Genomic DNA, 26,897 nt, shown 5'->3' with positions numbered 1-26,897 from the left:
CAACAATGTTCGTGGTTTCGCTGAACTACAAGGTGCCGCTGACCGAGATCGACCGCCTGCAGCAAGCGCATGTCGAGTGGCTGAAGGCCTGCTATGCGCAAGGTATCTTTGTCGCCTCCGGGCCAAAGCGGCCAAGGACCGGCGGCATCATCATCGCGCGTGGTCCACGCGAAGTGCTCGAAGCCAGACTGGCGGACGATCCCTTCGCCAAGGCAGGTGCCGCCGATTACGAAATCACCGAATTCACGGCGAGAATGGCCGCCGCCGCACTGGAAGCCTACAAAGAGGCATGAGCTTCCGCCCGCCGACCCACACACCCTATGACGGCTCGTCGAAACTGTTCACCATCGGGCTGAAGCCGCTCAATCTCGATAGCTGGATCGAGGTCGACGAATATCTGCTGCCCTATCTTGCCGAGAAACGCCGGCTTTATGCGGAAATTCCCGGCAAGGTTTTTGTCGAGGAGCAAACAACGCGCGACGCTCAGCGCGAAGTGCTCGATCTGCTCGGTGCGCATCTGGCGGCGAACTTTCCTGAGACCCACAGGCGTACCGACAATGCGATCGAGGTGATCGGCGGCATCGACAATCTCGAGGGCTCAGGCACCTCAGCTTCTTTCAGCGATGCGCCGCTTGTCGCGGCCTCGTTGCTCGTCCAGGAGGATTTGATCCTGATGCGTCGCGACGAGAGCGGCTGGCGTCTGGCGGCCGGCTCGCTCTGCTTCCCGTCGTCATGGTCGCTGATCGAAAAATTCGGCAAGCCGCTGCAGCAGATCCACGCGCCGGTACCGGGTTTCGGCCCGGGCACACGCCCGGCCGATCTCATCAACCGCATGTTCGACGGCCTCCAGGGCCAAGCCGTCGAGCGCTACAACTGGTCGATCCAGGCGGGCGACGCGCTCTACCATCCGCTCTCCAACCTCGAACGCATCGACCGCGCCAGCAGTCGCCCGTCGAGATTCCCGGATGGCGACATCGACGCCCATGCCTTTATCCGCGTCGAGCGGCAGACGCTGAGAAAGCTCCCCGTTTCGGGCGACGTACTCTTCACCATCCGCATCCATCTCGACCCGCTCGCCGTGCTGGAACGCCACCCCGACCGCGCGGCGCTCGCGGCGTCCTTGGCCGAACAACTTCTGGCGCTGGACGAGGCACAACTCGACTACAAGGGGATGACCGCCGACCGTGACCGGCTGGTGGGAACACTGAAAATGATCGCTGGGGGGAACAATGATCCAGCATCTTAGCAGGCCGGTCACGTTCATGGCCGCGATCCTGGTACTGTCGACAGCAGCCGAGGCGGAGCCGGTGACTTATGCCGGCAAGCTTGGAAAGGCCGATATCGTCGTCGAATTCACCGGCGACCCCGCGGCGCCCGGCGGCCCGCTGGCCGGCCGCTATTTCTACCGCTCGAAGGGCGTTGACATCCCGCTGCAGGCCCGGTCTCAAAGGGGCAGCAAGTTCGAACTGGCCGAGGAGGAGGCATGCGGCACCGACAATTGCGATGACGGAAAGGCCGCGCCGATTGCCGCCGTGTGGCGCCTGGCCTCATCCAGTAACGGCAAGACCCTTGAAGGCAGCTGGAACGGAAAGAAGGCGCTGCCGCTCAGATTGGAACGGGTCGCAAGTCGGCAAGTGACCGGGAACGAGCCCAGCACCCCGCTCGATCTCTACGATTTCAGCTTCATGAAGTTCTTCGCCAATGACACGCCGCTCACTATGGAAACGTCCCCTTATGACTATCTGCGGATGGACACTCAGCTCGATAACGGCAAGACGACTGGTTGGCCGGACGCAACCTACCGCTATGTCGTCGACCCCCGCACCAGGTTTGCCACGCCGCGCATTGTCGAACTGTCCGGCGACGTTCCGATCGAGGCCGCGAATGCTCTGCTGCAAGAGAGGCACTGGCGCGCAAACATCGGCGCACTGGGCTGCGTGGCGGCGCAATATGCCGGTTTCAACGAAGGCGGGCCAATTGACGGTATGAACGGCGGCACGCTCGGCGGCTATGAGGACAGCACATTCGAAGTGACGTCGCTGACTCCGCGGCTGATGAGCTGGCGGGAGTCCGGCAGCATCTTCTGCGGCGGAGCGCATCCGACCAACTATTCGGACGCCTACATCATGGATGTGCGGCGCGGCGTCCTGCTTGGCCTTCAGGACATTTTCTCGGATACGGTGGATGGCAAGCCCGGTCCTTCCCTGGCCTCCTTCGTCAAGCAGCGGCGCAAGAAACCGATCGATCAGACCGATATCGATCACGAAGCCGAATGCGGCATTGACGATCTCATCGGCGAATATCTAGCGGTCAGCCTCTGGCGTGAGGGCGACAAGCAGGTTCTGGTTTTCGGGCTCCAGACCCTGCCGCATGCCATCCAGGCCTGCGCCGACGATCTGCTGGAACTGCCGGTCTCCGAGGCACGTGACCTCTTCAAGCCTGCATTCGCAAGACTAGTCGAGCCGTAGCCGGGATGGCGCGGCGTGAGGCCGGCCGTCCGCTTTTCGCTTTATTGTGACAATGATCTATGGTTTGTCGCGCCGCGGCCAAGCCGCTGTTCCGAAGCGTTTTTTGAGGGAGTAATCGATAAATGGCGAATGAAAACTGGCCCGTTTACGGTGAGATCACCGGCCCTGTAGTGATGATCGGCTTCGGCTCGATCGGACGGGGAACGCTGCCGCTGATCGAGCGCCATTTCAAATTCGACAAGTCGCGCATGACGGTCATCGACCCGCGCGACACCGACCGTAAATTGCTCGACGAGCGCGGCATCACTTTCATGCAGGATGCGGTGACCAAAAAGAACTACAAGAAGCTGCTGACACCACTTTTGACCAATGGCGGCGGCCAGGGCTTTTGCGTCAACCTGTCGGTCGACACTTCCTCGCTTGAGCTGATGAAGCTCTGCCGCAAGCTTGGCGTCCTCTATATCGACACGGTGGTCGAACCCTGGCTCGGCTTTTATTTCGACGAGAAGGCCGACAACGCCTCACGCACCAACTATGCGCTGCGCGAGACCGTACGTACTGAAATCGCGAAGAACCCGGGCGGCACCACGGCGATCTCGTGCTGCGGCGCCAATCCGGGCATGGTCTCGTGGTTCGTCAAGCAGGCACTGGTCAATCTCGCCACAGATCTTGGCCTCGACTTCTCGGAACCCGCGCAGCACGATCGCGAAGGCTGGGCCAGGCTGATGAAGAAGGCCGGCGTCAAGGGCATCCATATCGCCGAGCGCGACACCCAGCGCACCAAGAAGCCCAAGCCGATGAACGTGTTCTGGAACACCTGGTCGGTCGAAGGCTTCATTTCGGAAGGGCTGCAGCCGGCCGAGCTCGGCTGGGGCACGCATGAGGCGTGGATGCCGAAGAACGCCAAAAGCCACAAGAACGGTTCGAAGGCCGCGATCTATCTGGAGCAGCCCGGCGCCAATACACGCGTGCGCACGTGGTGTCCGACGCCCGGCCCGCAATACGGTTTCCTGGTGACACACAACGAAGCGATCTCGATTGCCGATTTTTTCACGCTGCGCGGCAAGAAGGGCAAGGTGCAATACCGGCCGACCTGCCATTACGCCTATCATCCCTGCAACGACGCAGTGCTGTCGCTGCACGAGATGTTCGGTGTCGCCGGCAAGGCTCAGCCCGTGCATCACGTGCTCGACGAAAATGAACTGGTCGATGGCGTCGACGAACTCGGCGTGCTGCTCTACGGCCACGCCAAGAACGCCTACTGGTACGGCTCGCAGCTGTCGCTGGCCGAGGCGCGCAAGCTGGCGCCCTATCAGAACGCCACCGGCATGCAGGTCACGTCGGCGGTGCTGGCCGGCATGGTCTGGGCGCTGGAAAATCCCGAGGCCGGCATCGTCGAGGCCGACGAGATGGATTACAAGCGCTGCCTCGACGTGCAGGGCCCCTATCTCGGGCCGGTCAGGAGCTATTATACCGACTGGACACCGCTCGACAATCGGCCTGGTCTGTTTCCCGAGGATCTCGATACCAAAGACCCGTGGCAATTCCGCAACATCCTCGTTCGATAGCAGCGTTGCCTCGACACTCGGCCAGCTTGCAATCGCCCGGAAATCGGGCGATTGAAGAGGGGCGGCCTAGAGCCACGTGCGTCCATTTGGACGCACAAAGTACGCTCTAGCACTTTGAATGTGCGCATCGTGCTTTCCGAAAATCGGATCGATTTTCGGGCCGATGCGAGAGGAGAGGATCTTGAAGATGACGATTGCGCAAAGACTGCTTTCGGCTGGCATTGCCGCGGCCGCTACGGTCGCGTTGGCGGCCTGCACGACAACCGGCCCAGGCGAGCCGCCGGTGATCACGGCCAAGGGGGTTGAAGGCTCCTGGATCGACGCGCAGGGCACGGGCTTGTCCACCTTCAAGGGCGGCAGCTTCGCGACCGTCGCAACCGACACCGGCCAGAAGCTTGCCGATGGCAGCTACACCATGACCGGCGGCACCTCGGTCGAGATCCATGGCACTTCGCTGATCCGCCAGACGCCAATCAGCTTCAACTGCCTGATGGTCTCCACCAGCCAGCTCAATTGCACCAGCGCGAGCGGGCAGAATTTTGTGCTGACCAGGCGCACCTGAAATCCGATTCCGAATTGACTTTGCAAAAGATGGCGGCTTCAAGCCGCCGTCTTCTTGCGCCGGCAAAGCTGATGCCGATTTCCGCTTGCATCGACTGAAACGCGATGTGAACATAGCCCAAGAGGGCTGTTACATCCCAGTCAAACAAGAGCGTTAAACGCCTCTGCGCATGACCCCGAAAATCGGAGTCGATTTTCGGAAAGGATCATGCGCAAAATAAAAATTGGTACAGCGTCCTTTGCGCGTCCCAAATGACGCGCGGCGCTGTACTCAAGTTATCCGGGAGACGAGAATGAAGAAGATTGCTGCCATCGCCGCGCTGTCGGCATCGGCGCTTGGCCTGTCGGCAGGGGTATCCTTTGCCGACTATACGCTCAACATCCTGCACATCAACGACTGGCATAGCCGCATCGAGAGCAACAACAAGTACGAATCGACCTGCTCGGCCGAGGAGGAGACCAAGGGCGAATGCGTCGGCGGCGCCGCCCGCCTGGTCACCGCGATCGCGCAGGAGCGCAAGAAGCTGGAAGGCCAGAACGTGCTGCTGCTCAGCGCCGGCGACAATTTCCAGGGCTCGCTCTTCTACACGACCTACAAAGGCAAGACCGAAGGCGAATTCCTCAACCAGATGAAATTCGATGCCGAGGCTCTCGGCAACCATGAGTTCGACGATGGCGAGTCGGCGCTGGCGCCGTTTCTCGACATGATCCAGTTTCCGGTGCTCGGCGCCAATGTGAAGGCCAATGCGCAATCCAAGCTCGGCGACCGCGTCAAGCCGTCGATCGTGGTCGAGGTCGGCGGCCAGAAGATCGGGATCGTCGGCGCGGTCACCAACGACACGCCGGAGCTTGCCACCCCTGGCCCGAATATTGCCATCGAAGACGACGTCAAGTCGATCACCGCTGAGGTCGAGAAACTGAAGCGAGAGGGCGTCAACAAGATCATCGCGGTGACCCATATCGGCTACAAGCGCGAGCGCGACGTGATCGCCAAGATCCCGGGCGTCGACGTGGTGGTCGGCGGCCACAGCCATTCGCTGCTGTCCAACACCGACCCCAAGGCGGAAGGCCCTTATCCGACGATGGTCGACAATCCGGACGGCTACAAAGTGCCGGTCGTCCAGGCGGCGTCCTATTCGAAATATCTCGGCGAGTTCAAGGTCGTGTTCGACGACAACGGCGTCGTCAAGGAGGCCAGCGGCGATCCCATCCATCTCGACAAATCGATCACGCCCGACCCCGCCGTGCTTGCCCGCATCAAGGAACTCGGCGCGCCGATCGAGGCCTTGAAGAACAAGGAAGTCGCCGAGACCACCAAGGCGATCGACGGCAGTCGCGAAAACTGCCGCGCCCGCGAATGCGAGATGGGCAATCTGGTCTCCGACGCCGTCCTCGACCGGGTCAAGGGCCAAGGTGTCGAGATCGTCATCTCGAATGGCGGCGGCTTGCGCGCCTCCATCGACCAGGGCACCGTCACCATGGGCGAGGTTCTCACCGTCCTGCCGTTTCAGAACACGCTGGCGACCTTCCAGATCTCCGGCAAGGATTTGCTTGCCGGCCTCGAAAGCGGCCTCAGCCAGGTCGAGGACGGCGCCGGGCGCTTCCCGCAGGTTGCCGGCCTGAAATATGCGTTCGACAAATCGGCGCCGCCTAACGGACGCGTCAAATCGGTCGAGGTCATGGAAGGCGGCGCCTGGACGCCAATTAAGCCGGACAAGGATTACCTGGTCGCCACCAACAACTATGTCCGCCAGGGCGGCGACGGCTACAAGGTGTTCGCCGAGAAGGCCAAGAACGCCTATGATTACGGCCCGGGGCTGGAACAGGTCGTCGCCGACTACCTAGGCGCGCACCGGCCCTATACGCCGAAGCTCGACGGCCGCATCACCGAGATCGCCGCGACCGTGGCCCCGGCCGCAGAACCTGCCAACCCTGCCGAACCGCCAAAACCTGCTGAGGCTGCGCCGGCAAAGCCCGTTGAGCCGGCAATGCCCGAAATGCCGGCCGGCTCCGGCGACATTTCCAAGACGCCGCCGGCCGTCCCGGCTGAAACAGCGCCGGCACCCGCACCCGCCGAGCCGGCCCAGCCGGCGGCACCTGCGGCTCCGGCCACACCGGCTCCGGCGACCCCTGCTCCGGCCGAGCCGGCACCGGCCGAAAGCAGCCATGTAATCGTCGCCGGCGATACCTATTGGGATCTCGCGGTGAAGGCTTATCGCGACGGCACCAAATGGAAAATAATCTCCGATGCCAACAAAGCCTACGAGCCACGCCGCCTTCCGGTCGGCGCAACCTTGACGATCCCGGCGGCCTCGAAGTAATCCGGCCGCAGGAACGCAATGCACCCGCCCGGCAGACCGGGCGGGTGTTGCATTTCTGGGATAAGGTGCGGCCAGACGCAGCATTTGAAAACCGGCGCGGCATCGCTACTTTCGCCGCGGCACCGTTGGTTCGCGGTGTTGGAGAACCTCATGACGCTTGCCAACCCTGCTGAAATCAAAGCCGAGAAGACTGCCGCCTCGCCGTCGGCAGGGCGCCCTCTGGTCAGGACCGGCAAGGTCGGCGTCATGCTGATCAATCTCGGCACCCCGGACGGCACCGGCTTCAAGCCGATGTGGCGCTACCTCCGGGAGTTCCTGTCCGATCCGCGCGTCATCGAGCTCAACAAGGCGATCTGGTATCCGATCCTCTACGGCGTGGTTCTCACCACCCGGCCGAAGAAATCAGGGGCCAACTATGCCAGGATATGGAACCGGGAGCGCAACGAGTCGCCGTTGCGAACCTACACCCGCGCCCAGGCCGAGAAGCTCGGGCTCGCGCTCGGCGAGCTACCCAATGTCGTCGTCGACTGGGCGATGCGCTACGGCAACCCTTCGACCGAGAGCGTGGCCGAGAGACTGGTCGAGCAAGGCTGCGACCGCATCCTGTCTTTCCCGCTCTATCCGCAATATTCGGCGACGACGACTGCGACTGCCAACGACCAGCTGTTTCGCGCGCTGATGAAGATGCGCCGCGCCCCGGCCATTCGCAGCGTGCCACCCTATTACAACGAGCCGGCCTATATCGAGGCGCTCGCCCGTTCGATCGAAAAGCATCTGGCGAGCCTCGGATTCGAACCGGAAATTGTCATTGCTTCCTATCACGGCATTCCGAAACCCTATTCCGACAAGGGCGACCCCTACCAGGCCCATTGCCTCGAGACGACCCGACTGCTGCGCGAAAAGCTCGGCTGGGATGAAAACAAGCTGATTACCACCTTCCAGTCGCGCTTCGGCGCGCAGGAGTGGCTGCAACCCTACACCGACAAGACGGTCGAAAGACTAGGGCGCGAACGCGTGAAATCGGTCGCCGTCGTCAATCCAGGATTTTCCGTCGACTGCATCGAGACGCTGGACGAGATCGGCAGGGAAGCGTCCGAGACCTTCCATCATGCCGGCGGCGAAAAGTTCGCACACATCCCTTGCCTCAACGACAGTGCCGAGGGCATGGCGGTGATCGAGGCGATGGTGCGGCGCGAGCTGTCCGGCTGGGCCTGAACAGATCACCCGTCTATGCACCCGCAATCCGTGATCACCTGATTGTAACATTGCTGAAACACACTTAAGTGTTTGGTGGAATCGGTCGCGTGGAATATCCAACATGGCCGGCCTTTGAGGGGAGAGCCAAATGGGTTTCAGTGGTTTTGATATCGCGCTTCTTGTTCTTGTCGCCCTTGTCGTGCTGGTGCTTATCAAGGGCATCCGAACAATTCCGCAAGGCTATAATTATACCGTCGAACGTTTTGGCCGTTACACCAAGACATTGAACCCAGGCCTCAACCTGATCGTGCCTTTCGTCGACCGTGTCGGCGCCAAGATGAACATGATGGAGCAAGTGCTCGACGTTCCGACGCAGGAGATCATCACCCGCGACAATGCCACCGTTGCCGTCGATGGCATCGCCTTCTATCAGGTGCTCAACGCGGCGCAGGCCGCCTACCAGGTCTCCGGCCTGCAGAATGCGATTCTCAATCTCACGATGACCAACATCCGCACCGTGATGGGCTCGATGGACCTTGACGAACTTTTGTCGAACCGCGACGCCATCAACGAGCGCCTGCTGCGCGTCGTTGACGAGGCGGCGCATCCCTGGGGCATCAAGATCACTCGTGTCGAGATCAAGGACATCAACCCGCCGGCCAATCTCGTCGAATCGATGGGCCGACAGATGATGGCCGAGCGCAATAAGCGCGCGCAGATCCTCGCCGCCGAAGGCCTCAAGCAATCGCAGATCCTGGAGGCCGAAGGCCGCAAGGAAGCCGCCTTCCGCGATGCCGAGGCGCGCGAGCGCTCGGCCGAGGCTGAAGCACGCGCCACGCAGGTGGTGTCGGAGGCGATTTCCAAAGGCGACGTGCAGGCGCTCAACTACTTCGTCGCGCTGAAATACACCGAAGCGCTGACCAGGATCGGCTCAGCGGCAAACAGCAAGCTCGTGCTGATGCCGATGGAGGCCTCATCGCTGATCGGCACGCTCGGCGGTATTGGCGAAATCGCCAAGGAAGTTTTCCGAAGCGAAGGCACCGCCGGTGCCGCACGACAGGCCGCCCGCCCGCCGGTCGTTCGCCCGAGCGAAAGCTGAGGCCACAGCCATGCTCGGCCGCATTGTTTCCGAACTCGGCCCGTGGAGCTGGATGGTCCTCGGCTTCGTCCTGCTGGTAATGGAGGTCATCGCGCCGGGCATTTTCATGCTGTGGATCGGCATTGCCGCGCTGTTGATAGGCGTCGTCTCACTGCTCATCTGGGATGCCGGTTTCTGGACCTGGCAAGTCCAGGTCCTCGCCTTCCTCGCGCTGTCGCTGGTCTCGGCCTATGTCGGCAAGCGGCTGGTGGGCGGACGCCATGATGAAACCGACCAGCCCCTGCTCAACCGTCGCGGCGCACAGATGGTCGGCCGGACGGCGACCCTTGCCGAGCCGATCAAGGACGGGCGCGGCCGCATAAAGCTGGGCGACACGTTGTGGCGCGTCTCCGGTCCTGACATGCCGGCCGGCACGCAAGTGCGCGTGACGGGCGCCGCTGATACCGACCTGGAACTGACGGTCGAGGCGGTCTAGAAGCCCGCTAGGCAGCACCGATGCGCAGCAGGTCGTGCAGATGGACGAGCCCGATCGGCCGCCTGCCTTCGACCACCATCAGGCTGGTGATGGCCGAGTCGTTGATTGTCTGCAGCGCCGTCGCAACAAGGGTGTCGGGCGAAGCCATTTTCGGCTCTCTGGTCATCACCTGATCGACGCTCATTGCAAGGAGATCGCTGCCGATATGGCGCCTGATGTCGCCATCGGTGATGATGCCGATCAGCTTGCCGTCCGCGGCAGTCACGGCCACGCAGCCAAACCCCTTGCGCGACAATTCGAGGATTGCCTCGCGCATGCCGGTACCTGACGACACCAGCGGCAGCCTGTCGCCGACATGCATGATCTCGCGGATCTGCGTCAGGTTGGCTCCGAGCTGGCCGCCGGGATGGAACGTGCGGAAATGGTCCGGGGTGAAGCCGCGTGCCTCGAGCAGCGCGATGGCCAGCGCATCGCCCATTACCATTTGCAATAGTGTCGAGGTCGTCGGCGCAAGCCCGTGCGGGCAGGCTTCCGGTGCTCGCGGCAGCAGAAGCACAACGTCGGCCGCGCGCGCCAGAGCCGATTTTTCACCCGCGGTGACCGCGACCAGCGGGATCGAGAAGCGCCTCGAATAGGCGATGATGCCCTTGAGCTCAAGGCTTTCGCCCGACCACGAAAGCGCGATTATGGCGTCGTTTCTGGCGATCATGCCAAGGTCGCCGTGATTGGCTTCGGCAGGGTGGACGAAAAAGGCCGGCGTGCCGGTCGAGGCGAGCGTTGCGGCGATCTTCGAGCCGATATGGCCGCTTTTGCCAACCCCGGTGACGATGACGCGGCCATCGATCTGCGACACCATGCCGACGGCTCGTGCGAACGGCTCGGCCAGCCCGTTTTCGAGAGCGTCTGCCAGTGCCGCGACGCCGGCCTGCTCCGTCGCCACGGTTCTCAGCGCCGAGGCAATCGCGGCCTGCCCGTCATGCCGCTTCTTGTCTGGGGATTTCACGTCCATGGACGATGCGATTAGCGCTTCGGCGCGCGCCTGTCCAACGGAATTGCCGTGCCGAACCTCCTGACGGGCCATGCCTCAACGCTCCGTTAACCATCCCCATTTACGGTTTCGTAAGTATGGCGCGCGTGCGCCGCGCAAGCAGTGGTGCCGATGTCCGGGTTTCAGCCTCAAAACAAAATGGGACGAAAGGGCAAGGCGGTCTGCGCTTTGCTGCTGGCAACCAGTGTCTTTGCGTTGTCGCGGCCGGCACTGCTTTGCGCCCAGGAAACCGAGCTGCGCGGCGAGGTTTCGGAATCGACAATCCTGGACGAACAGCAGTACAAGATCAGGCAATCGAGCATAGCCGGAACCCAAGCCGCGCAGGCTGCTGCAACCGCCAACGACAATACGCCGCTGCCTACCTATCGCCCGGCCAGCCAAGGGGCGTTGCCTGACGACGGCACGGGCGAGGCGGCCACAACCGGCGGCACTTTCGATCAACCAGTGGCCAGCGGCGACCCATTTCCCGACAACCCTGCTCCGCCACCCCGACGGCGGCCAAGCGCGACGCCACGCGCCGCCAATGCGGCCAACGCCGAAGACGAGACCGCTGACAGCCAGAAGCGCAAGAGAGCCGCGACTGCAGCCGCGGCGGCGACCGATGACACCGATACCGCCGCTATAGACGAGCAGGATACGGTCAACCGCCGTGCCGTCACCATCGATTCCGCCGAGAGGCTCAGGCTCGACCCCGGCGCCGAGCGCACCGAAGCCATCGAAGGCCAGAACAAAAAGAACGAGGACGACCCGTTCGCCGCCACCGGCATCAAGCTCGGCTCTTTCGTAATCCGGCCGACGCTCGAGCAAGGCCTGACGTCTTCGACAAACGCCGATTCGAGCAGCCTCGGCAAGCCGGCCTTGCTGTCGGAAACGACTCTGCGCTTCAACGCCGTCTCCGACTGGCGGGAGAATTCGGCGACGGTTGAGGGCTATGGCATCTTCCGCGAAACCTTGTCCGGCTATGACATTCACGAGGCGCAAGGCCGCGTCAACGGCACACTCAACATCGATCTCGACAATGATCTGCGCGCCATCGCCAAGCTGGGCTATGAGGCCGTGCCCGAATCGGCCTCGGCGCCGGACGCGGTCGTCGGCGCGGTTGGCCAGCCGGTGCGCCAGACCGTGAACGGCAGTCTCGCCGTCGAGAAGGATGCCGGCAAGATGCGCTTCGCGCTGACCGGCGCGGTCGAGCACGACATCTTTGGCGACGCCAAGCTTTCGTCGGGCGGATCGCTGTCGCAGAAGGGCCGCGACTCGACGCTCTACACGGCCATTTTGCGTACCGGTTACGAGATCTCGCCTGCCATCACCCCGTTCACCGAAATCGAGATCGGCCGGCGCGCTTATGATTTGCGCGTCGATCCAAACGGCTTCCAGCGCTCCTCGACCAGGCTTGGCGCACGGGCCGGCGTCGAGCTCGATCTCCGCGAGAAGCTTACCGGCGAGTTCTCGGTCGGCTGGCTGCGCGAAGCTATCGACGACGATGCCCTGCCGGCTATTTCGGGCGCGACGGTCAATGCCGATCTCAAATGGTCGCCGGAACGCGGCACCACGATCGGGCTCACCGCACAGACGACCGCCGAGAACACGACGAATGCGGGCGAAAGCGGCGATATGCTCTATTCCGGCAGCCTCACCGGCGAGCGGCAGATCCGCGCCAACCTGACCGGAAATGCCGCTCTCGGCCTCGAATGGCGCGACTATACCGGCTCCGACGATCATGATTTGACGCTGAGCGCCGAGGCTGGGCTGACGTGGTGGCTGAACCGCTACACCGGGCTCACCACCCGCGCCAGGACTGAAAAACTGACCAGCAACCTGATTGGGCGCGACTACACGGCCAACAGTATCTTCGTCGGCTTGAAGTTGCAGCGCTAAATGCATGTCGCGCAAAAGTGTGCAGCGGTTTTGCGATAACGACTTGCCTAAAACAAGAACCTAAGCGCGTCGCATGAGGCCGGTCGAACGCGGCGCGCTTTAGCCGATCAGCGCGGCAACCGGTGTTGAAACTACAAGGCTATGCCGCGGCGTTCTGACGGCGCGAGTTCGTCGAGAAGCGTGCGAATGACACCGGCCATGCTCGCATTCATGTCTCTGCGCCACAGTGCGAAGGCAACGTTGGCCTCGACGAAGCCTTCGGGCGAGCCGCAGTCGAACGTCCGCCCGCGGTAGTGGTAGCCGTAGAAGGGCTGTTGCTTCTGCAGCTTCAGCATTGCATCGGTGAGCTGGATCTCGTTGCCGGCGCCTTTTTCCTGACCTTCGAGTATCTTGAATATCTCCGGCTGCAGGATATAGCGCCCGTTGATGTAGAGGTTCGACGGCTCCGTGCCGGTCTTCGGCTTTTCCACCATGCCGGTGATGCGGAAACCGTGATGCGCGTCCTCGCCGCGGCCGACAATGCCGTATTTGTGCGCCTCGGCCGGATCGCATTCCTGCACGGCGACGATGTTGTTGCCGGTCTCGGCGTAAAGCTCGACCATGTCCTTCATGCAGCTTTTTTCCGACTGCATGATCATGTCGGGCAATAGCAGCGCAAAGGGCTCGTCGCCGACGAGCTCGCGCGCGCACCAGACGGCGTGGCCAAGGCCGAGCGGTACCTGCTGGCGGGTGAAGCTGGTCTGCCCCGGCGCCGGTTGCAGCCGCTGCAGGCGGGCGAGCTGGTCGTCCTTGCCGCGCTGCGCAAGCGTGTCGTAGAGCTCGAACTGGACATCGAAGTGATCCTCGATGACCGCCTTGTTGCGGCCGGTCACGAAGATGAAATGCTCGATCCCGGCATCGCGCGCCTCATCGACCACATACTGGATGACCGGCCTGTCGACGACCGTCAGCATTTCCTTGGGAATGGCCTTGGTAGCAGGGAGAAAGCGCGTGCCGAGACCGGCAACCGGGAACACTGCCTTGCGAACTCTCTTCATGTGCCAATTATCCATTTGCATGCCTGTTCGGCAATCCCGATTCGAGACATTTTCATGCCGAAATCGAGGATTACTGAACGGCGGGTCATAAATCTCAGCTGGTAAAGCATTGACGCATCTTTTTATCCCGCACGGCACCTATGGTAAACCAAATGCTAACCGGGTTCGGCGATGAATAGTCTTCCTGAGATGAAGAAGGAGGAAAAGATGTCCGTTCGCAACGCCGCAAGGCGCTTCACCAGCGTCCTGACGGCCGCCAGCCTCTCGCTTGCTTTGCTCATGCCCAGCGGGCCGGCTTTTGCCGATGCCGGCTTCCGCCAATGGGTCGCCAGCTTCCGTGCTACCGCCGTGGCGAGCGGCGTTTCCGGCTCCGTCTACGACCAGGCATTCAAGGGCATCAACGATGCTGACCCGGTGGTACTGGAAAAGGCCCGTACTCAACCCGAATTCACCGCACCCGCCTGGGATTATTTCGACAACCGCGTCCATGACCAGTCGGTCGCCGTCGGCCAGCAGATGGCAAGGAAATGGAAGCCTTGGCTGGACAGGATCGAGGCAAGATACGGCGTCGACCGCTACATCCTGCTGGCCATCTGGTCTATGGAATCGAACTACGGCGAAACTCTCAAGCGCGATGATATCATGCGCAATGTCGTGCGCTCGCTGGCGACGCTTGGTTATGCCGATCCGAAGCGAGCGAAATTTGCCCGCACCCAGCTGATCGCGGCGCTGAAGATCCTGCAGACCGGCGACATCGACGAAAGCCATCTCAGCGGCTCATGGGCCGGCGCGATGGGCCATACCCAGTTCATCCCCACCAGCTACCAGTCCTATGCGGTCGATATGGACGGCAACGGCAAGCGCGACATCTGGAATTCGATTCCCGACGCACTGGCGACAGCCGCCAATTTGCTGAGGAAGAACGGCTGGCAGGCAGGCAAGACCTGGGGTTATGAGGTCAGCCTTCCGGACGGCAAGAAGCTGCCCGGAGGCTCGAAGTCGCTGTCGCAATGGCAGGCGCTGGGGGTCAGCCGTGCCAACGGCAAGCCGTTCAAGAACGGTGCGGACAAAGCGACGTTGAAGCTGCCCGGCGGCAGCGGCGGGCCGGCTTTCCTGATGATCAAGAATTTCTCGGTCATCAAGCGTTACAACAATGCCGACAAATATGCGCTCGCCGTGGGCCTTCTTGCCGACGAAATTGCCGGCTATGGCGGGCTTGTGCAGGACTGGAAGCGACCGTTTACCAAGCTCTCCTTCGAGGAAAGGCAGGAGCTTCAGAAGCGACTTTCCGAGCACGGCTATTACGACGGCAAGTTCGACGGCAAGATCGGTGACGGATCGAAAACCGCCATCATGGCCTTCCAAGCAAAGGTTGGCTTGACCCAGGACGGGTATCCGAGCAAGGAAGTGCTCAAATGGCTCAGGCAGAACTAGAGCCGGTTGCGGGATGGAGAGGGTGATTGGTTTCGGCTGCGCGCATCCGGTTAATCGTTCGTCGCGTGCCGATCCTCGTTCTGGCGATCGCCGTTCTGGCGGTCGGCGGCGCCAGTGCCTTTCATACCGCGGCCATGGCGCAGGAGCCGGAAAGTCGTGGCTGGTCGCTGCGCGACCTGTTGTTTCCGCGCAGAAGCGAGCGGTTTGAGCAGCCGCCGCCCGAATTCCAGAGAGAATTCCAGAGAACAAAGCCCAGGCCCAAGCTGAGAAAGCCCCGGTCAGTTAGCCGGCCGCCGCCGGCCGAGCCGACAACCCCAGTAGTCGAGAAGGCGCCGGATGCACGCGTCGTTCTGGTGGTCGGCGATTTCATGGCGTCTGGGCTGGCTGAGGGGCTCGACGCCGCCTTTGCCGAAAACACTGGCGTCAGGATCGTCGTCCGTGCCAACGGATCGTCCGGCTTCGTGCGTGACGATGTCTACAACTGGCCAGAACAGGTCAAGTCGCTGATCGCTGCCGAAAAACCGGCAGCCGTCGTCGTCATGCTCGGATCCAACGACCGGCAGCAGATGCGCGTCGGCGATGTACGCGAGCAGCCGCGATCCGAAAACTGGACCAAGGAATACGAGCGCCGGACCGATGCGTTCGGCAAGGCCATCGCCGCAACCAAGGTGCCGTATCTGTGGGTCGGCATGCCGGCCTTCCGGGTCTCGAAAATGACCTCCGACATGCTGGCCTTCAACGACATCTTCCGCTCGTCCGCCGAAAGCCACGGCGGCGAATTCGTCGACGTCTGGGACGGGTTCGTCGACGAGAACGGCGCCTTCATCACCAGCGGACCGGACATCAACGGCCAATCGGTGCGCCTGCGCTCCGACGACGGCATCAACATGTCGAAGGCCGGCAAGCGCAAGCTCGCCTTCTATACCGAAAAGCCGCTGATGAAAATCCTGGGGCTGGCCGCGCCGGGAAGCGTGGTGACGGCTTCTGCCCCGGCCGGCGCTCCCGTCGAGGCGCCGGCACCTGCCGCGGCACCGATAGCTGTCGATCGCACCGTGCCGATGCTGCTCAGCGATCCGGCGCTGGACGGCGGCTCGGAACTTCTCGGCGCCGCCCCGCCGGCAAAAGCTGACAAGAATTTGCCGGGCGAAAGGCTGATCGTCGAGGGCAAGGCGCCCGACGCCTCACCGGGCCGCGCCGACGATTTCTCCTGGCCGCCCAAGACACAGCCTGCGACGGCGGCCGCATCCGATACGACGACGGCGATCCGCCAGTAAACAGAACCTCTTCGGAACGGGCTCAGCGCGGCAGCACGCTCGATCCCATCAGCGCCTCGTCGATGGCGCGCGCCGCCTGGCGGCCCTCGCGGATCGCCCAGACGACCAGCGACTGGCCGCGCCGCACGTCGCCCGCCGCATAGAGCCTTTCGACGCTGGTCCTGTAGTCCCGGTCATTGGCCTCGACATTCTTCGAACGGCGGCTGTCGGTGACGATCTTCATCTGCCCGTCGAGTTCCGAGATCGGCCCGCGAGCGGCTGGCCCGGCAAAGCCGATGGCGATGAACGCGAGATCGGCGCGGATGACGAATTCCGTGCCCGCGATCGGCTTGCGCTTTTCGTCGACCTCGCAGCATTTGACCCCGGTCAGCTGGCCGTCTTCGCCGATGAATTCAAGCGTCGCCACCTGGAATTCGCGCTCGGCGCCTTCGGCCTGCGACGATGACGTGCGCATCTTGGTCGCCCAGTAGGGCCAGACCGACAGCTTGTCCTCCTTTTCCGGCGGCTGCGGCCGGATGTCGAGCTGGGTGACGCGCACCGCGCCCTGGCGGAAGGCGGTGCCGACGCAGTCTGAGGCAGTGTCGCCGCCGCCGACGACGACGACGTGCTGGCCGCCGGCGACGATCGGGCGCGACGGCCATGCCACCGACTGGATCGGCTCGCCGCCGATACGCTTGTTCTGCTGCACCAGATACGGCATGGCGTCGTGCACGCCGTCGAGATCGTCGCCCGGGATGTTGGCCGGGCGCGGCGTTTCGGAGCCGCCGCAATAGAGCACGGCGTCATATTCGGCGAGCAGTTCGGCGACCGGCTTGTCGACGCCGACATTGACGCCGCAATGGAAGCTGACACCTTCGCCCTGCATCTGCTCGATGCGCCGGTCGATATAATGCTTCTCGATCTTGAAATCGGGGATGCCGTAGCGCATCAGCCCGCCCGGCCGGCTCTCGCGCTCATAGACGTGAACGTCATGGCCGGCGCGGCCGAGTTGCTGGGCAGCCGCCATGCCTGCCGGCCCCGAGCCGATGATCGCGACGCGCTTGCCGGTCTTCCGTTCCGGCGGATAGGGCCGGATATGGCCGGTTTCATAGGCTTTGTCGGCAATGGCCTGCTCGATGGTCTTGATGGCGACCGGAATATCCTCGAGGTTCAGCGTGCAGGCTTCCTCGCAAGGTGCGGGGCAGATGCGGCCGGTAAATTCCGGAAAATTGTTGGTCGAATGCAGGTTGCGGATCGCGTTTTCCCAGTCGCCATTGTAGACGAGGTCGTTCCAGTCCGGGATCTGGTTGTGGATCGGGCAGCCGGTCGGTCCATGGCAATAAGGAATGCCGCAATCCATGCACCGCGCGGCCTGTTTCTCGACCTCCTTGTCCGACATCGGCAGCGTGAACTCGCGGAAATGCCGGATGCGGTCGGAAGCCGGCTGGTACTTGTGCACCTGCCGGTCGATCTCGAGAAACCCTGTTACCTTGCCCATAGTCCAGTCCCTGCTGTCCGGAAGGCACGCCTAGCGACGCACCCGTTAACCTCATAAGGCAGCTGTGGCAACCTTCAGTCCGAGGTCAGGATTGTTGATGAAGATGGTTGTCGGGACGCATGGCCTCCCGGCAATTTCCAAATCTATTCCGCCGCCACGTTCATGCGCATCCGCTCCATCTCGATCAGCGCGCGGCGGTATTCGACCGGCATGATCTTCCGGAATTTCGGCCGGAAAGTCGCCCAGTCGTCGAGGATTTCGCGACCTCGTACCGAGCCGGTGTAGTGGACGTGGTTGGAGATCAGCTGGTAGAGCCGCTCCTCGTCATGGCTGGTCATATCGCCGGATACGTCGACACGGCCCTTATGGTCGAGATCGCCGCCATGGTGGAGCAGCTTTTCCATCAGGTCGTCCTCTTCCGGAACCGGCTCCAGCTCGACCATCGCCATGTTGCAGCGTTCGGCGAAATCACCCGCCTCGTCGAGCACATAGGCGACGCCGCCCGACATGCCGGCGGCGAAGTTGCGGCCGGTCTGGCCGATGACGACGACGATACCGCCAGTCATGTATTCGCAACCATGGTCGCCGACGCCTTCAACGACGGCGGCGACACCCGAATTGCGCACGGCAAAACGCTCGCCGGCAACGCCGCAGAAATAGGCCTCGCCCTCGGTTGCGCCGTAGAGCACGGTATTGCCGACAATAATGGATTCGGCAGCAACGATTTTCGTGTTCTCCGGCGGGCGGATGACAATGCGGCCACCCGACAGGCCCTTGCCGACATAGTCGTTGGCGGCGCCCACCAGTTCGAACGAGACACCGCGCGCCAGGAAGGCGCCAAAGGACTGGCCGGCCGTGCCGGTGAGCTTGACCGAGATCGTGTCCTCGCGCAGGCCCTTGTGCTTGAAGCGCTTTGCCACCTCGCCCGACAGCATGGCGCCGGTCGAACGGTCGACGTTGCGGATCGGCAGTTCGATACTGACCGGCTGCCTGGCTTCGAGCGCCGGCTTTGCGAGTTCGATCAGCTTGCGGTCGAGCACGTCGTCGATCGGATGCTTCTGCCGCTCGGTCCAGTGCACCGCCTCGTGCGGCGCATCGGGCTTGTAGAACATCTTGCTGAAGTCGAGCCCGCGTGCCTTCCAGTGCTGGATCAGCTCGCGCTTTTCCAGAAGGTCGGTGTCGCCGATGATCTGGTCGAGATGGGTGTAGCCCATCTCGGCAAGCAGCGCCCGCACCTCTTCCGCCACATAGAAGAAGAAGTTGATGACGTGCTCGGGCGTGCCCTTGAAGCGCTTGCGCAGCACCGGGTCCTGTGTCGCGACGCCGACGGGGCAGGTGTTGAGATGGCACTTGCGCATCATGATGCAGCCGGCCGCGATCAACGGCGCAGTCGAAAAGCCGAACTCGTCGGCGCCGAGCAGTGCGCCGATAATGACGTCACGCCCGGTGCGCAGGCCGCCATCGACCTGCAGCGCGACGCGCGACCTGAGGCCGTTGAGCACGAGCGTCTGGTGCGTCTCGGCAAGGCCCATCTCCCACGGGCTGCCGGCATGCTTGAGCGAGGTCAGCGGCGAGGCACCGGTGCCGCCGTCATAGCCTGATATGGTGATGTGGTCGGCACGCGCCTTGGCGACGCCGGCCGCAACCGTGCCGACGCCGACTTCCGAGACCAGCTTGACCGATACGTCGGCCGCCGGATTGACGTTCTTCAGGTCGTAGATGAGCTGCGCCAGATCCTCGATCGAATAGATGTCGTGATGCGGCGGCGGCGAGATCAGGCCGACGCCCGGCGTCGAGTGCCTGACCTTTGCTATGGTCGCATCGACCTTGTGACCCGGCAGCTGGCCGCCCTCGCCTGGCTTCGCCCCTTGCGCGACCTTGATCTGCATCATGTCGGAATTGACAAGATACTCCGCCGTGACGCCAAAGCGTCCCGAGGCGACCTGCTTGATCGCCGAGCGTTCGGGGTTCTTGCCGCCGCCCGGCAGTGGCAGATAGCGATCGGCCTCTTCGCCGCCCTCGCCGGTGTTCGACTTGCCGCCGATGGCGTTCATGGCGCGCGCCAGCGTCGTGTGCGCTTCCCTTGAGATCGAGCCGAAGGACATCGCCCCGGTCGAGAAGCGCTTGACGATATCGGCCGCCGGCATCACCTCGTCGAGCTTGACCTTCTTGCGCCCGGTCTCTTGCGCAAGCTTGATCTTGAACAGGCCGCGAATGGTCTGCGCCTGCGCCGTCTCGCTGTCGATCTGGGCGGAATAGTCCTTGAACGTCTCCCACGAGCCTTGGCGCACGGCGTGCTGCAAGGTCGCCACTGCGTCGGGCGACCAGATATGGGCCTCGCCGCGCATGCGGAACATGTATTCGCCGCCGACCTCGAGGCTGTTGCGCAGCACCGGGTCGTTGCCGAAGCCGTCGGTGTGGCGGCTGACGGTTTCGGCGGCGATCTCGTCCAGCCCGACGCCTTCGATCAGCGTCGCCGTGCCGGTGAAGTACTTCTGCACGAAATCCGACTTGAGCCCGATGGCGTCGAAGATCTGCGCGCCGCAATAGGACTGGTAGGTCGAGATGCCCATCTTGGACATCACCTTGAGGATGCCCTTGCCGATCGACTTGATGTAGCGGGAGACGACCTCGTAGGCATCGACCTCCGCTGGCAATTCGCCACGCTTGTGCATGTCGAGCAGCGTGTCGAAAGCGAGATAGGGATTGATCGCCTCGGCGCCGTAGCCGGCGAGACAGCAGAAATGATGCACCTCGCGCGGCTCGCCGGATTCCACGACGAGCCCAACCGAGGTGCGCAATCCCTTGCGGATCAAATGATGGTGCACGGCCGCCGTTGCCAGCAGTGCCGGAATGGCGATGCGGTCCGGGCCGAGCTGACGGTCCGAAAGGATGATGATGTTGTAGCCGCCGGCGACCGCCGCCTCGGCGCGCTCGCATAGCCGGTCGATGGCGCCCTGCATGCCGGCCGCGCCTTCATTCGAACCGTAAGTGATGTCGATCGTCTTGGTGTCGAAACGGTCTTCGGTGTGGCCGACGGAGCGCAGCTTCTCCAGATCGCCGTTCGTCAGGATCGGTTGGCGCACTTCGAGCCGCTTGCGGCGCGAATTGCCGACAAGATCGAAGATGTTGGGCCGCGGCCCGATGAAGGACACCAGGCTCATCACCAACTCCTCGCGGATCGGGTCGATCGGCGGATTGGTGACCTGTGCGAAATTCTGCTTGAAATAGGTGTAGAGCAGCTTCGATCTGTCCGACATTGCCGAAATCGGCGTGTCGGTACCCATCGAGCCGACGGCTTCCTGGCCGGTGGTCGCCATCGGCGACATCAACAGCTTGGTGTCCTCCTGGGTGTAGCCAAACGCCTGCTGGCGGTCGAGCAGTGAGACATCCCTGCGCAGGGCGCGCGGCTCGACCGGGTTCAGATCCTCGAGGATGAGCTGTGTGTTGGCGAGCCAGCTCTTGTAGGGATGCCTGGTCGCGATCTCCGACTTGATCTCCTCGTCGGAAACGATGCGGCCCTTGTCCAGGTCGATCAGCAGCATGCGGCCGGGCTGCAGCCGCCACTTCTTGACGATCCTTTCCTCCGGCACCGGCAGCACGCCGGCTTCCGAGGCCATGATGACGCGGTCGTCATCGGTGACGATGTAGCGCGCCGGCCGCAGCCCGTTGCGGTCGAGCGTAGCACCGATCTGGCGGCCGTCGGTGAAGGCAACCGCCGCTGGCCCGTCCCACGGCTCCATCAGCGCTGCGTGATACTCGTAGAAGGCCTTGCGGTCCTGACCCATCAGCTTGTTGCCGGCCCAGGCTTCCGGGATCAGCATCATCATGGCGTGGGCGAGCGAATAGCCGCCCTGCGTCAGGAATTCGAGCGCATTGTCGAAGCAGGCGGTGTCCGACTGCCCTTCGTAGGAGATCGGCCACAGCTTCGAGATGTCGTTGCCGAACAGTTCGGAATCGACCGAAGCCTGCCGCGCCGCCATCCAGTTGACGTTGCCGCGCAGCGTGTTGATCTCGCCATTGTGGGCGACCATGCGGTAGGGATGCGCCAGCTTCCACGACGGGAACGTGTTGGTCGAGAAGCGCTGGTGGACAAGGATCAGCGCCGTCTCGAAACGCGGGTCGGTGAGGTCCTTGTAGTAGGCGCCGACCTGATAGGCCAGGAACATGCCCTTGTAGACGATGGTCCGCGACGACATCGAGACGACATAGAAGCCGTTGTCGACGCCTTTGGTCTCTTCGTGGATACGGCCGGAAATGACCTTGCGCAGGATGTAGAGCCGCCGCTCGTAATCGTCGTCGTTCTCGATCTCGGCGCCGCGGCCCAGGAACACCTGCCGGTGCACCGGCTCGGAAGCGGCTATGTCGGGCGCCTTCGACAGCGACGAATTGTCGACCGGCACGTCGCGAAAGCCGAGCAGCGGCTGGCCCTCGAGCTGCGCCACCTCGGCGATGATGCCTTCGATATGCGCCTGCAGCTCCGGGTCGCGCGGCATGAACACGTGGCCGACGGCGTAGTGGCCGGGCTTCGGCAGTTCGACCCCTTGCTTGGCCATCTCCTCGCGGAAGAAGCGGTCCGGCAGCTGCACCAGCACGCCGGCGCCGTCACCCATCAGCGGATCGGCGCCGACCGCGCCGCGATGCGTCAGGTTTTCGAGCACGGCAAGGCCGTCCTCGACGATCTGGTGCGACTTCACGCCCTTCATGTTGACGATGAAGCCGACGCCGCAGGCATCATGCTCGTTGCGCGGATCATAGAGGCCGTGCGCAGCATAGCCGGTGCTGGTTCGCCGAATATTGGTCAGGGACGGATTTTTGACGGCTGCCGCTGTCGTCTGCGCGGCCTTCGTCGCAGATGGCGTCATGTCCGTCATCGTCCTGTCCTCCGTTCCGTCCCCTTCGGGCGCTGGTTTCCGTCGGGAAGCGCGTGGCTCCCCTTTCAATCTGCGGCACGTCTTGCGAAATTCTTGCCGACCGTGCGGCTTTCCGCATGGTTCGCATATGGTATTCGTACAGGCCGGAGCCAGACTGTCTAGCTGTCGCTCGCGGCAATGGCCGCAGAGGCGCAATCATATGCCAATGCGGCCAGTTTTGTGCGACAAAATAAGACAGCACTACTGTCCTAAATTTTTATGACAGAAATTTTGGATGCACACAAGACCGATTCACAAATTTCTTGAAGCTTTCGCGACAGAAAATTGCGCGGAACGCCGTGTCAGCGTAACCTTCCGTCGCTGCATCTACGCTCATGCGTTTCACTGGCTTTAGCGGATTTTCGGTATCTGCCCCTTGCGACCGGCATGCGAAAGCGGCCAAGCTCGCACCGATTTCCCCAGCATAGGCAGACGCATGATTTTCGCTTCCGACAATTGGGCAGGCGCCCATCCCCGTATCGCTGCCGGCCTGTCGGCCCATGCCGACGGCTTCTCCACCGCCTATGGCGACGGTGCCCTCGACAAGACCGTTTACCAGCGCTTCAATGAGATCTTCGAATGCGAAGTCGCGGTGTTTTTCGTCGCCACCGGCACCGCTGCCAATTCGCTGTCGCTGACTACCTATAACAAGCCAGGCGGCATTTCCTTCTGCCATCGCGAATCGCACATCATCGAGGACGAATGCGGTGCACCGGAATATTTCACCGGCGGTTCGCGGCTTTGTACAGTCGAAGGCGCACTCGGCAGGATCGATGCCGGCAATCTGGAACGGGCGGTGGACCGTTTCGCACCCGAAAACGTCCATTCCGGGCGGCCGGTTGCCGTTTCGATCACCCAGTCGACCGAAGTCGGCACCGTCTACACACTGAACGAAATCGCCAGGATTTCGGCGATCGCAAAGCAGCATGGACTGCCGCTGCACATGGATGGGGCCCGCTTTGCCAATGCGCTCGTCGCGCTGGAAACGACGCCGGCCGAAATGACCTGGAAGCATGGCGTTGACATCCTCTCCTTCGGCGGCACCAAGAATGGCTGTTGGTGCGCCGAGGCGATCGTGCTGTTCGACCTCGAGCGAGCCAAGGAATTGGCCTTTTTGCGTAAGCGCGCGGCCCAGCTGTTCTCGAAATCGCGCTTCATCGCCGCGCAATTCGATGCTTATTTCAGGGGTGGGCTGTGGCTCGACACAGCACGGCACGCCAATGCGATGGCGGCACGGCTTGCCGCGGCGATAGAAGATTCCCCTTCCGCCCGGCTGGCCTGGCTGCCGCAGGCGAACGAGGTCTTCGCGGTCATGAAAAAGGCCGAGGCCGAAAGAATGCAAGCGGCAGGGGCGGCCTTCCACGACTGGCACAGGCCGCTCGGCTACGACGGCTACATCGGCGAAGACGAAGCGCTCTATCGCTTTGTCACCAGCTTCGCGACCACGCCCGACGAGGTCGACCGTTTCGGCTACCTGCTCGCCGGATAGCAAGCCTTGCCCACCAGCAAAAAGAGCGGCGCATTGCTGCACCGCCCTTTCTTCCCGGGGAGTTGGCGTCCCGGAGTTTAGCTGCCTGGCTTAGGCGGCAGTCTTGGCCTCGATCTGCTTGGCCTTGGCCGGAGCCGAGGTGATCGCGATCTTGCGCGGCTTCAGCTCTTCGGGGATGTTGCGCTTGAGGTCGACGAAGAGCAGGCCGTTCTTCAGCGCGGCGCCGACAACCTCGACGTGATCGGCAAGCTGGAAGCGGCGCTCGAAGGCTCGGCTGGCGATACCGCGATAGAGCAGTTCGGAGCCTTCGCCATTGCCTTCCTCCTTGCGCTCACCCTTGACGGTCAGCACATTGCGGTGAGCTTCGATCGAAATCTCATCTTCCGAGAAGCCGGCCACAGCCATCGAGATGCGATAGGCATCCTCGCCCGTGCGCTCGATGTTGTAAGGCGGATACGTCTGGCCTTCCGGCTGCGCAAGCGAATCGAGCATGGTGAACAACCGGTCAAAACCGACGGTCGAACGGTAGAGCGGGGAAAAATCAACGTGACGCATGGTGTGTTCTCCTGTTGAGCAACAAGGTTGCGTATGGCCGGTGCGAAACCCGTGACGGCGTTCCGGATGGGCCAGCGGCCCCGACATTGGCGACCGCATGACAAATTTGGGAAGCCGGCGACGGCATTTCAAGATTTTCCCGCGTCCGAACGGGACCGGTCCCCGGCCCACGTCCCGATGCCGATGAACGGCAGATGAACCGTGGCTTCGGCGAGCGTTCAGCCAGGCGGCATTAAAACTGTTCTCGAGATAACGAACAGGTCGCGAAAAAGGCGACACGACGAGGCCGAACCGGGTGTAACGTCCCTTCCTCCCGGTCGACAGAGGCCGGAAGCACGCCAAGGCTGCTTCCGGCCTTACTTGTTCGCTGCCTGGCGGTCGAGCTCCCCGGCGTCCCAAATTCCTTTGCTTTTGGCGCATGGGCGTTTATGCCTGACTTGCGCCCACGCCGGCACCGACACCAACCAAAAACCGCATGACCGATCTTCTCCACCAGCCCCCTCTCTTCCAGGAAACTCCGGGCAATCCGCTGCCGGAAAACGCGGCCGGCGGCTTCTTCACCACGCGCGACGGCAAGAAGATCCGCTATGGGCTGTTTGCCGCGGTTGCCCGCCCGATGAAGGGCACCGTCGTCGTTCTGACCGGCCGCAACGAGTGCATCGAGAAGTATTTCGAGACCATTCGCAACCTTGCCGACCGGGGCTTTGGCGTGGCAACCCTCGACTGGCGCGGACAGGGCGCTTCCGACCGGCTGATCGGCGACCGACAGCGCGGCTTCGTCCGGAGCTTCTTCGACTACACCGGCGATCTGGAGCAGTTCTTCGAGGAGATCGTGCTGCCCGATTGCCGAGGGCCCTACTACATACTGGCCCACTCGGCCGGCGCGGTGATTGCGCTGCTCGCCGCGCCCTCGATGGCGAACCGCGTGCGCCGCATGGTGCTGATCGCACCGTTCTTCACCGTGCCGGACCTGCCGGTTTCGGTAAAAACCGTCCGCCGCCTCTGTTCGCTGTTCTGCCTTCTCGGCCTTGGCCGGCTCTATGCCGCGTGGGGGCCGCGGCCCAAGGAATCGGTGCCCTTCGCCATAAACAAGCTGACCAGCGACCCGGAACGCTATCGGCGCAACACGCTGATCTACGAAACCTATCCGCAGCTGGCGCTCGGCGGACCGACGATCCGCTGGCTGAAGGCGGCCACCGAGGCATCCTTGATCGTCAGCGACCCGGATTTCATGGCCAAGATCCAGGTGCCCTTGCTGATGATCGCCGCCGGCGCCGACCAGGTCGTCTCGACCAGGGCAGTCGAAGCCTATGCGAGACGTCTGCGCGTCGGCTCGCTAGTGATGATCGACGGCGCCCGCCATGAGATCCTCCAGGAAGCCGACCTCTATCGCGAGCAGTTGCTTGCGGCATTCGATGCCTTCATCCCCGGAACCGGCGACGCTGTTTGACCGCTTCGCCGGCGCCCGCCAACAAAGCCCGCACGGGTCGCTTGTCCGACGCAGCGTGCCCCCTTATTCCCGTTAAGGCATCGAGCGCTAGGTTGCTGCCAAAGAGAATGGAGGCCATTCGCCGGGAGAAAAAGGACCATGAACGCATCGAACACGCTGTCACGTCAGGGGCATCGGCTACTGCAGATTGGCGTCGCGCTGCTGCTGTTTTCGTCATTCGAAGGGTTTGCAATACCGTATCTCGCCGCACCGCGGCTCGGACTGTCCGCGCACACGCTCAGCGCCCTGGAGGGCGTTCTCTTGCTGGCTCTAGGCCTCACATGGTCTAGGCTCAATCTCGGCGCGGCGACGTCGCGGATTGCTTTCTGGCTGCTGATCTATTCGGCTTTGGCGATCCTGGCCGCTTACGTGATCGCCAGCGCCTGGGCGGCCGGCAACGAGACTATGCCGTTGGCGGCCGGAGCCTTCCACGGAAGTGCCTTTCAGGAAGCTGTGATCAAAGGTGTGGCGTATTCGTCCGCGCCGACCGGCCTCATCTCTTTCGTGCTCATTTTGTGGGGCCTGCGTCTCTCGGACGCTTGGCCTGCCGACAGCTAATGCATGTCGCGCAGCGGTTTTGCGATAACATGCATAAAACAAGCGCGTCACATGAG

20 protein-coding genes are annotated in these 26,897 nt (G+C 62.6%); 15 read left to right on the top strand and 5 right to left on the bottom strand.

Translation table 11 applies throughout. The features are described 5' to 3' along the window. Positions 1-5 precede the first annotated feature (5 nt). From NKH67_RS05965 to NKH67_RS05925, 9 genes are all read left to right on the top strand, one after another. Entirely contained in the window at positions 6-293 is a 288-nt protein-coding gene (locus tag NKH67_RS05965; RefSeq protein ID WP_352469536.1) for a YciI family protein, read from the top strand. Beyond that, on the top strand, positions 290-1,246 hold the full coding sequence (locus tag NKH67_RS05960) for a heme-dependent oxidative N-demethylase family protein (RefSeq protein WP_352469535.1): 957 nt from the start codon (positions 290-292) through the stop codon (positions 1,244-1,246). Before NKH67_RS05965 ends, NKH67_RS05960 begins: the two co-directional genes overlap by 4 nt. Beyond that, on the top strand, positions 1,230-2,468 hold the full coding sequence (locus NKH67_RS05955) for a hypothetical protein (RefSeq protein WP_352469534.1): 1,239 nt from the start codon (positions 1,230-1,232) through the stop codon (positions 2,466-2,468). Before NKH67_RS05960 ends, NKH67_RS05955 begins: the two co-directional genes overlap by 17 nt. Before the next feature lie 122 nt (positions 2,469-2,590). Next, entirely contained in the window at positions 2,591-4,036 is a 1,446-nt protein-coding gene (locus NKH67_RS05950) for a homospermidine synthase (RefSeq protein ID WP_352448220.1), read from the top strand. Between the two features lie 187 nt (positions 4,037-4,223). Then, positions 4,224-4,598, top strand: a complete 375-nt coding sequence (omp10, locus tag NKH67_RS05945; RefSeq protein ID WP_023720183.1) for an outer membrane lipoprotein Omp10 — start codon at positions 4,224-4,226, stop codon at positions 4,596-4,598. A 292-nt stretch (positions 4,599-4,890) separates the two neighbouring features. Continuing rightward, the gene (locus NKH67_RS05940) at positions 4,891-6,918 is read left to right on the top strand and encodes a 5'-nucleotidase C-terminal domain-containing protein (protein WP_352469533.1); all 2,028 of its coding nucleotides are present in this window, start codon (positions 4,891-4,893) and stop codon (positions 6,916-6,918) included. Between the two features lie 150 nt (positions 6,919-7,068). Then, positions 7,069-8,133, top strand: a complete 1,065-nt coding sequence (gene hemH / locus NKH67_RS05935; protein WP_352469532.1) for a ferrochelatase — start codon at positions 7,069-7,071, stop codon at positions 8,131-8,133. 130 nt (positions 8,134-8,263) lie between these two features. Then, positions 8,264-9,214: an SPFH domain-containing protein gene (locus tag NKH67_RS05930; protein ID WP_352469531.1), complete on the top strand. Its 951-nt coding sequence runs from the start codon at positions 8,264-8,266 to the stop codon at positions 9,212-9,214. A 10-nt stretch (positions 9,215-9,224) separates the two neighbouring features. Then, positions 9,225-9,689: an NfeD family protein gene (locus NKH67_RS05925; protein WP_352469530.1), complete on the top strand. Its 465-nt coding sequence runs from the start codon at positions 9,225-9,227 to the stop codon at positions 9,687-9,689. A gap of 7 nt (positions 9,690-9,696) precedes the next feature. Here NKH67_RS05925 and NKH67_RS05920 read toward each other — a convergent pair whose 3' ends face one another. Then, complete coding sequence (locus NKH67_RS05920; RefSeq protein WP_352469810.1) at positions 9,697-10,698, bottom strand: KpsF/GutQ family sugar-phosphate isomerase; 1,002 nt, start codon at positions 10,696-10,698, stop codon at positions 9,697-9,699. Positions 10,699-10,875: 177 nt separating this feature from the next. Here NKH67_RS05920 and NKH67_RS05915 point away from each other — a divergent pair, with 177 nt between their 5' ends. Then, on the top strand, positions 10,876-12,615 hold the full coding sequence (locus NKH67_RS05915; protein ID WP_502893724.1) for an outer membrane beta-barrel protein: 1,740 nt from the start codon (positions 10,876-10,878) through the stop codon (positions 12,613-12,615). A gap of 131 nt (positions 12,616-12,746) precedes the next feature. On the opposite strand, the gene galU is transcribed toward NKH67_RS05915, so the two are convergent. After that, positions 12,747-13,652 (bottom strand): UTP--glucose-1-phosphate uridylyltransferase GalU, encoded by a 906-nt coding sequence (gene galU / locus NKH67_RS05910; RefSeq protein ID WP_352469528.1) that lies wholly within the window; start codon positions 13,650-13,652, stop codon positions 12,747-12,749. 207 nt (positions 13,653-13,859) lie between these two features. Here galU and NKH67_RS05905 point away from each other — a divergent pair, with 207 nt between their 5' ends. Further along, positions 13,860-15,086, top strand: coding sequence for a lytic murein transglycosylase (locus NKH67_RS05905; protein WP_352469527.1), 1,227 nt, complete (start codon positions 13,860-13,862; stop codon positions 15,084-15,086). A 26-nt stretch (positions 15,087-15,112) separates the two neighbouring features. Then, positions 15,113-16,360 (top strand): SGNH/GDSL hydrolase family protein, encoded by a 1,248-nt coding sequence (locus tag NKH67_RS05900; RefSeq protein WP_352469526.1) that lies wholly within the window; start codon positions 15,113-15,115, stop codon positions 16,358-16,360. Between the two features lie 22 nt (positions 16,361-16,382). On the opposite strand, the gene NKH67_RS05895 is transcribed toward NKH67_RS05900, so the two are convergent. Both NKH67_RS05895 and gltB read right to left on the bottom strand, forming a co-directional pair. Next, positions 16,383-17,837: a glutamate synthase subunit beta gene (locus NKH67_RS05895; RefSeq protein ID WP_352469525.1), complete on the bottom strand. Its 1,455-nt coding sequence runs from the start codon at positions 17,835-17,837 to the stop codon at positions 16,383-16,385. Between the two features lie 143 nt (positions 17,838-17,980). After that, complete coding sequence (gltB, locus tag NKH67_RS05890) at positions 17,981-22,711, bottom strand: glutamate synthase large subunit (RefSeq protein WP_352469523.1); 4,731 nt, start codon at positions 22,709-22,711, stop codon at positions 17,981-17,983. Between the two features lie 475 nt (positions 22,712-23,186). On the opposite strand from gltB, the gene NKH67_RS05885 reads away from it, so the two are divergent. Beyond that, complete coding sequence (locus tag NKH67_RS05885; protein WP_352501928.1) at positions 23,187-24,239, top strand: threonine aldolase family protein; 1,053 nt, start codon at positions 23,187-23,189, stop codon at positions 24,237-24,239. 90 nt (positions 24,240-24,329) lie between these two features. Here the strand turns inward: NKH67_RS05885 and NKH67_RS05880 are convergent, their stop codons facing one another. After that, positions 24,330-24,794, bottom strand: coding sequence for an Hsp20 family protein (locus NKH67_RS05880; protein ID WP_023675381.1), 465 nt, complete (start codon positions 24,792-24,794; stop codon positions 24,330-24,332). Positions 24,795-25,269: 475 nt separating this feature from the next. Here NKH67_RS05880 and NKH67_RS05875 point away from each other — a divergent pair, with 475 nt between their 5' ends. Both NKH67_RS05875 and NKH67_RS05870 read left to right on the top strand, forming a co-directional pair. Continuing rightward, the gene (locus NKH67_RS05875; RefSeq protein ID WP_352469521.1) at positions 25,270-26,244 is read left to right on the top strand and encodes an alpha/beta fold hydrolase; all 975 of its coding nucleotides are present in this window, start codon (positions 25,270-25,272) and stop codon (positions 26,242-26,244) included. Positions 26,245-26,382: 138 nt separating this feature from the next. Then, positions 26,383-26,841, top strand: coding sequence for a styrene oxide isomerase (locus NKH67_RS05870; protein ID WP_352469520.1), 459 nt, complete (start codon positions 26,383-26,385; stop codon positions 26,839-26,841). Positions 26,842-26,897 lie beyond the last annotated feature (56 nt).

This window comes from Mesorhizobium sp. M0968, from assembly GCF_040319065.1.
In the GTDB taxonomy this organism is placed as follows: domain Bacteria; phylum Pseudomonadota; class Alphaproteobacteria; order Rhizobiales; family Rhizobiaceae; genus Mesorhizobium.
The sequence above is the reverse complement of the archived record's forward strand: the minus strand, read 5'-3'. Positions and strand labels throughout refer to the sequence as shown.

Coding starts and splice junctions, on each gene's coding strand:
- NKH67_RS05905 (WP_352469527.1), top strand. CDS start 13,860: ATGTCCGTTCGCAACGCCGCAAGGCGCTTCACCAGCGTCCTGACGGCC.
- NKH67_RS05925 (WP_352469530.1), top strand. CDS start 9,225: ATGCTCGGCCGCATTGTTTCCGAACTCGGCCCGTGGAGCTGGATGGTC.
- NKH67_RS05880 (WP_023675381.1), bottom strand. CDS start 24,794: ATGCGTCACGTTGATTTTTCCCCGCTCTACCGTTCGACCGTCGGTTTT.
- NKH67_RS05930 (WP_352469531.1), top strand. CDS start 8,264: ATGGGTTTCAGTGGTTTTGATATCGCGCTTCTTGTTCTTGTCGCCCTT.
- NKH67_RS05870 (WP_352469520.1), top strand. CDS start 26,383: ATGAACGCATCGAACACGCTGTCACGTCAGGGGCATCGGCTACTGCAG.
- NKH67_RS05895 (WP_352469525.1), bottom strand. CDS start 17,837: ATGGGCAAGGTAACAGGGTTTCTCGAGATCGACCGGCAGGTGCACAAG.
- NKH67_RS05965 (WP_352469536.1), top strand. CDS start 6: ATGTTCGTGGTTTCGCTGAACTACAAGGTGCCGCTGACCGAGATCGAC.
- NKH67_RS05915 (WP_502893724.1), top strand. CDS start 10,876: ATGGGACGAAAGGGCAAGGCGGTCTGCGCTTTGCTGCTGGCAACCAGT.
- hemH (WP_352469532.1), top strand. CDS start 7,069: ATGACGCTTGCCAACCCTGCTGAAATCAAAGCCGAGAAGACTGCCGCC.
- NKH67_RS05885 (WP_352501928.1), top strand. CDS start 23,187: ATGATTTTCGCTTCCGACAATTGGGCAGGCGCCCATCCCCGTATCGCT.
- NKH67_RS05960 (WP_352469535.1), top strand. CDS start 290: ATGAGCTTCCGCCCGCCGACCCACACACCCTATGACGGCTCGTCGAAA.
- NKH67_RS05875 (WP_352469521.1), top strand. CDS start 25,270: ATGACCGATCTTCTCCACCAGCCCCCTCTCTTCCAGGAAACTCCGGGC.
- gltB (WP_352469523.1), bottom strand. CDS start 22,711: ATGACGGACATGACGCCATCTGCGACGAAGGCCGCGCAGACGACAGCG.
- NKH67_RS05950 (WP_352448220.1), top strand. CDS start 2,591: ATGGCGAATGAAAACTGGCCCGTTTACGGTGAGATCACCGGCCCTGTA.
- NKH67_RS05920 (WP_352469810.1), bottom strand. CDS start 10,698: ATGGACGTGAAATCCCCAGACAAGAAGCGGCATGACGGGCAGGCCGCG.
- NKH67_RS05955 (WP_352469534.1), top strand. CDS start 1,230: ATGATCCAGCATCTTAGCAGGCCGGTCACGTTCATGGCCGCGATCCTG.
- omp10 (WP_023720183.1), top strand. CDS start 4,224: ATGACGATTGCGCAAAGACTGCTTTCGGCTGGCATTGCCGCGGCCGCT.
- galU (WP_352469528.1), bottom strand. CDS start 13,652: ATGAAGAGAGTTCGCAAGGCAGTGTTCCCGGTTGCCGGTCTCGGCACG.
- NKH67_RS05940 (WP_352469533.1), top strand. CDS start 4,891: ATGAAGAAGATTGCTGCCATCGCCGCGCTGTCGGCATCGGCGCTTGGC.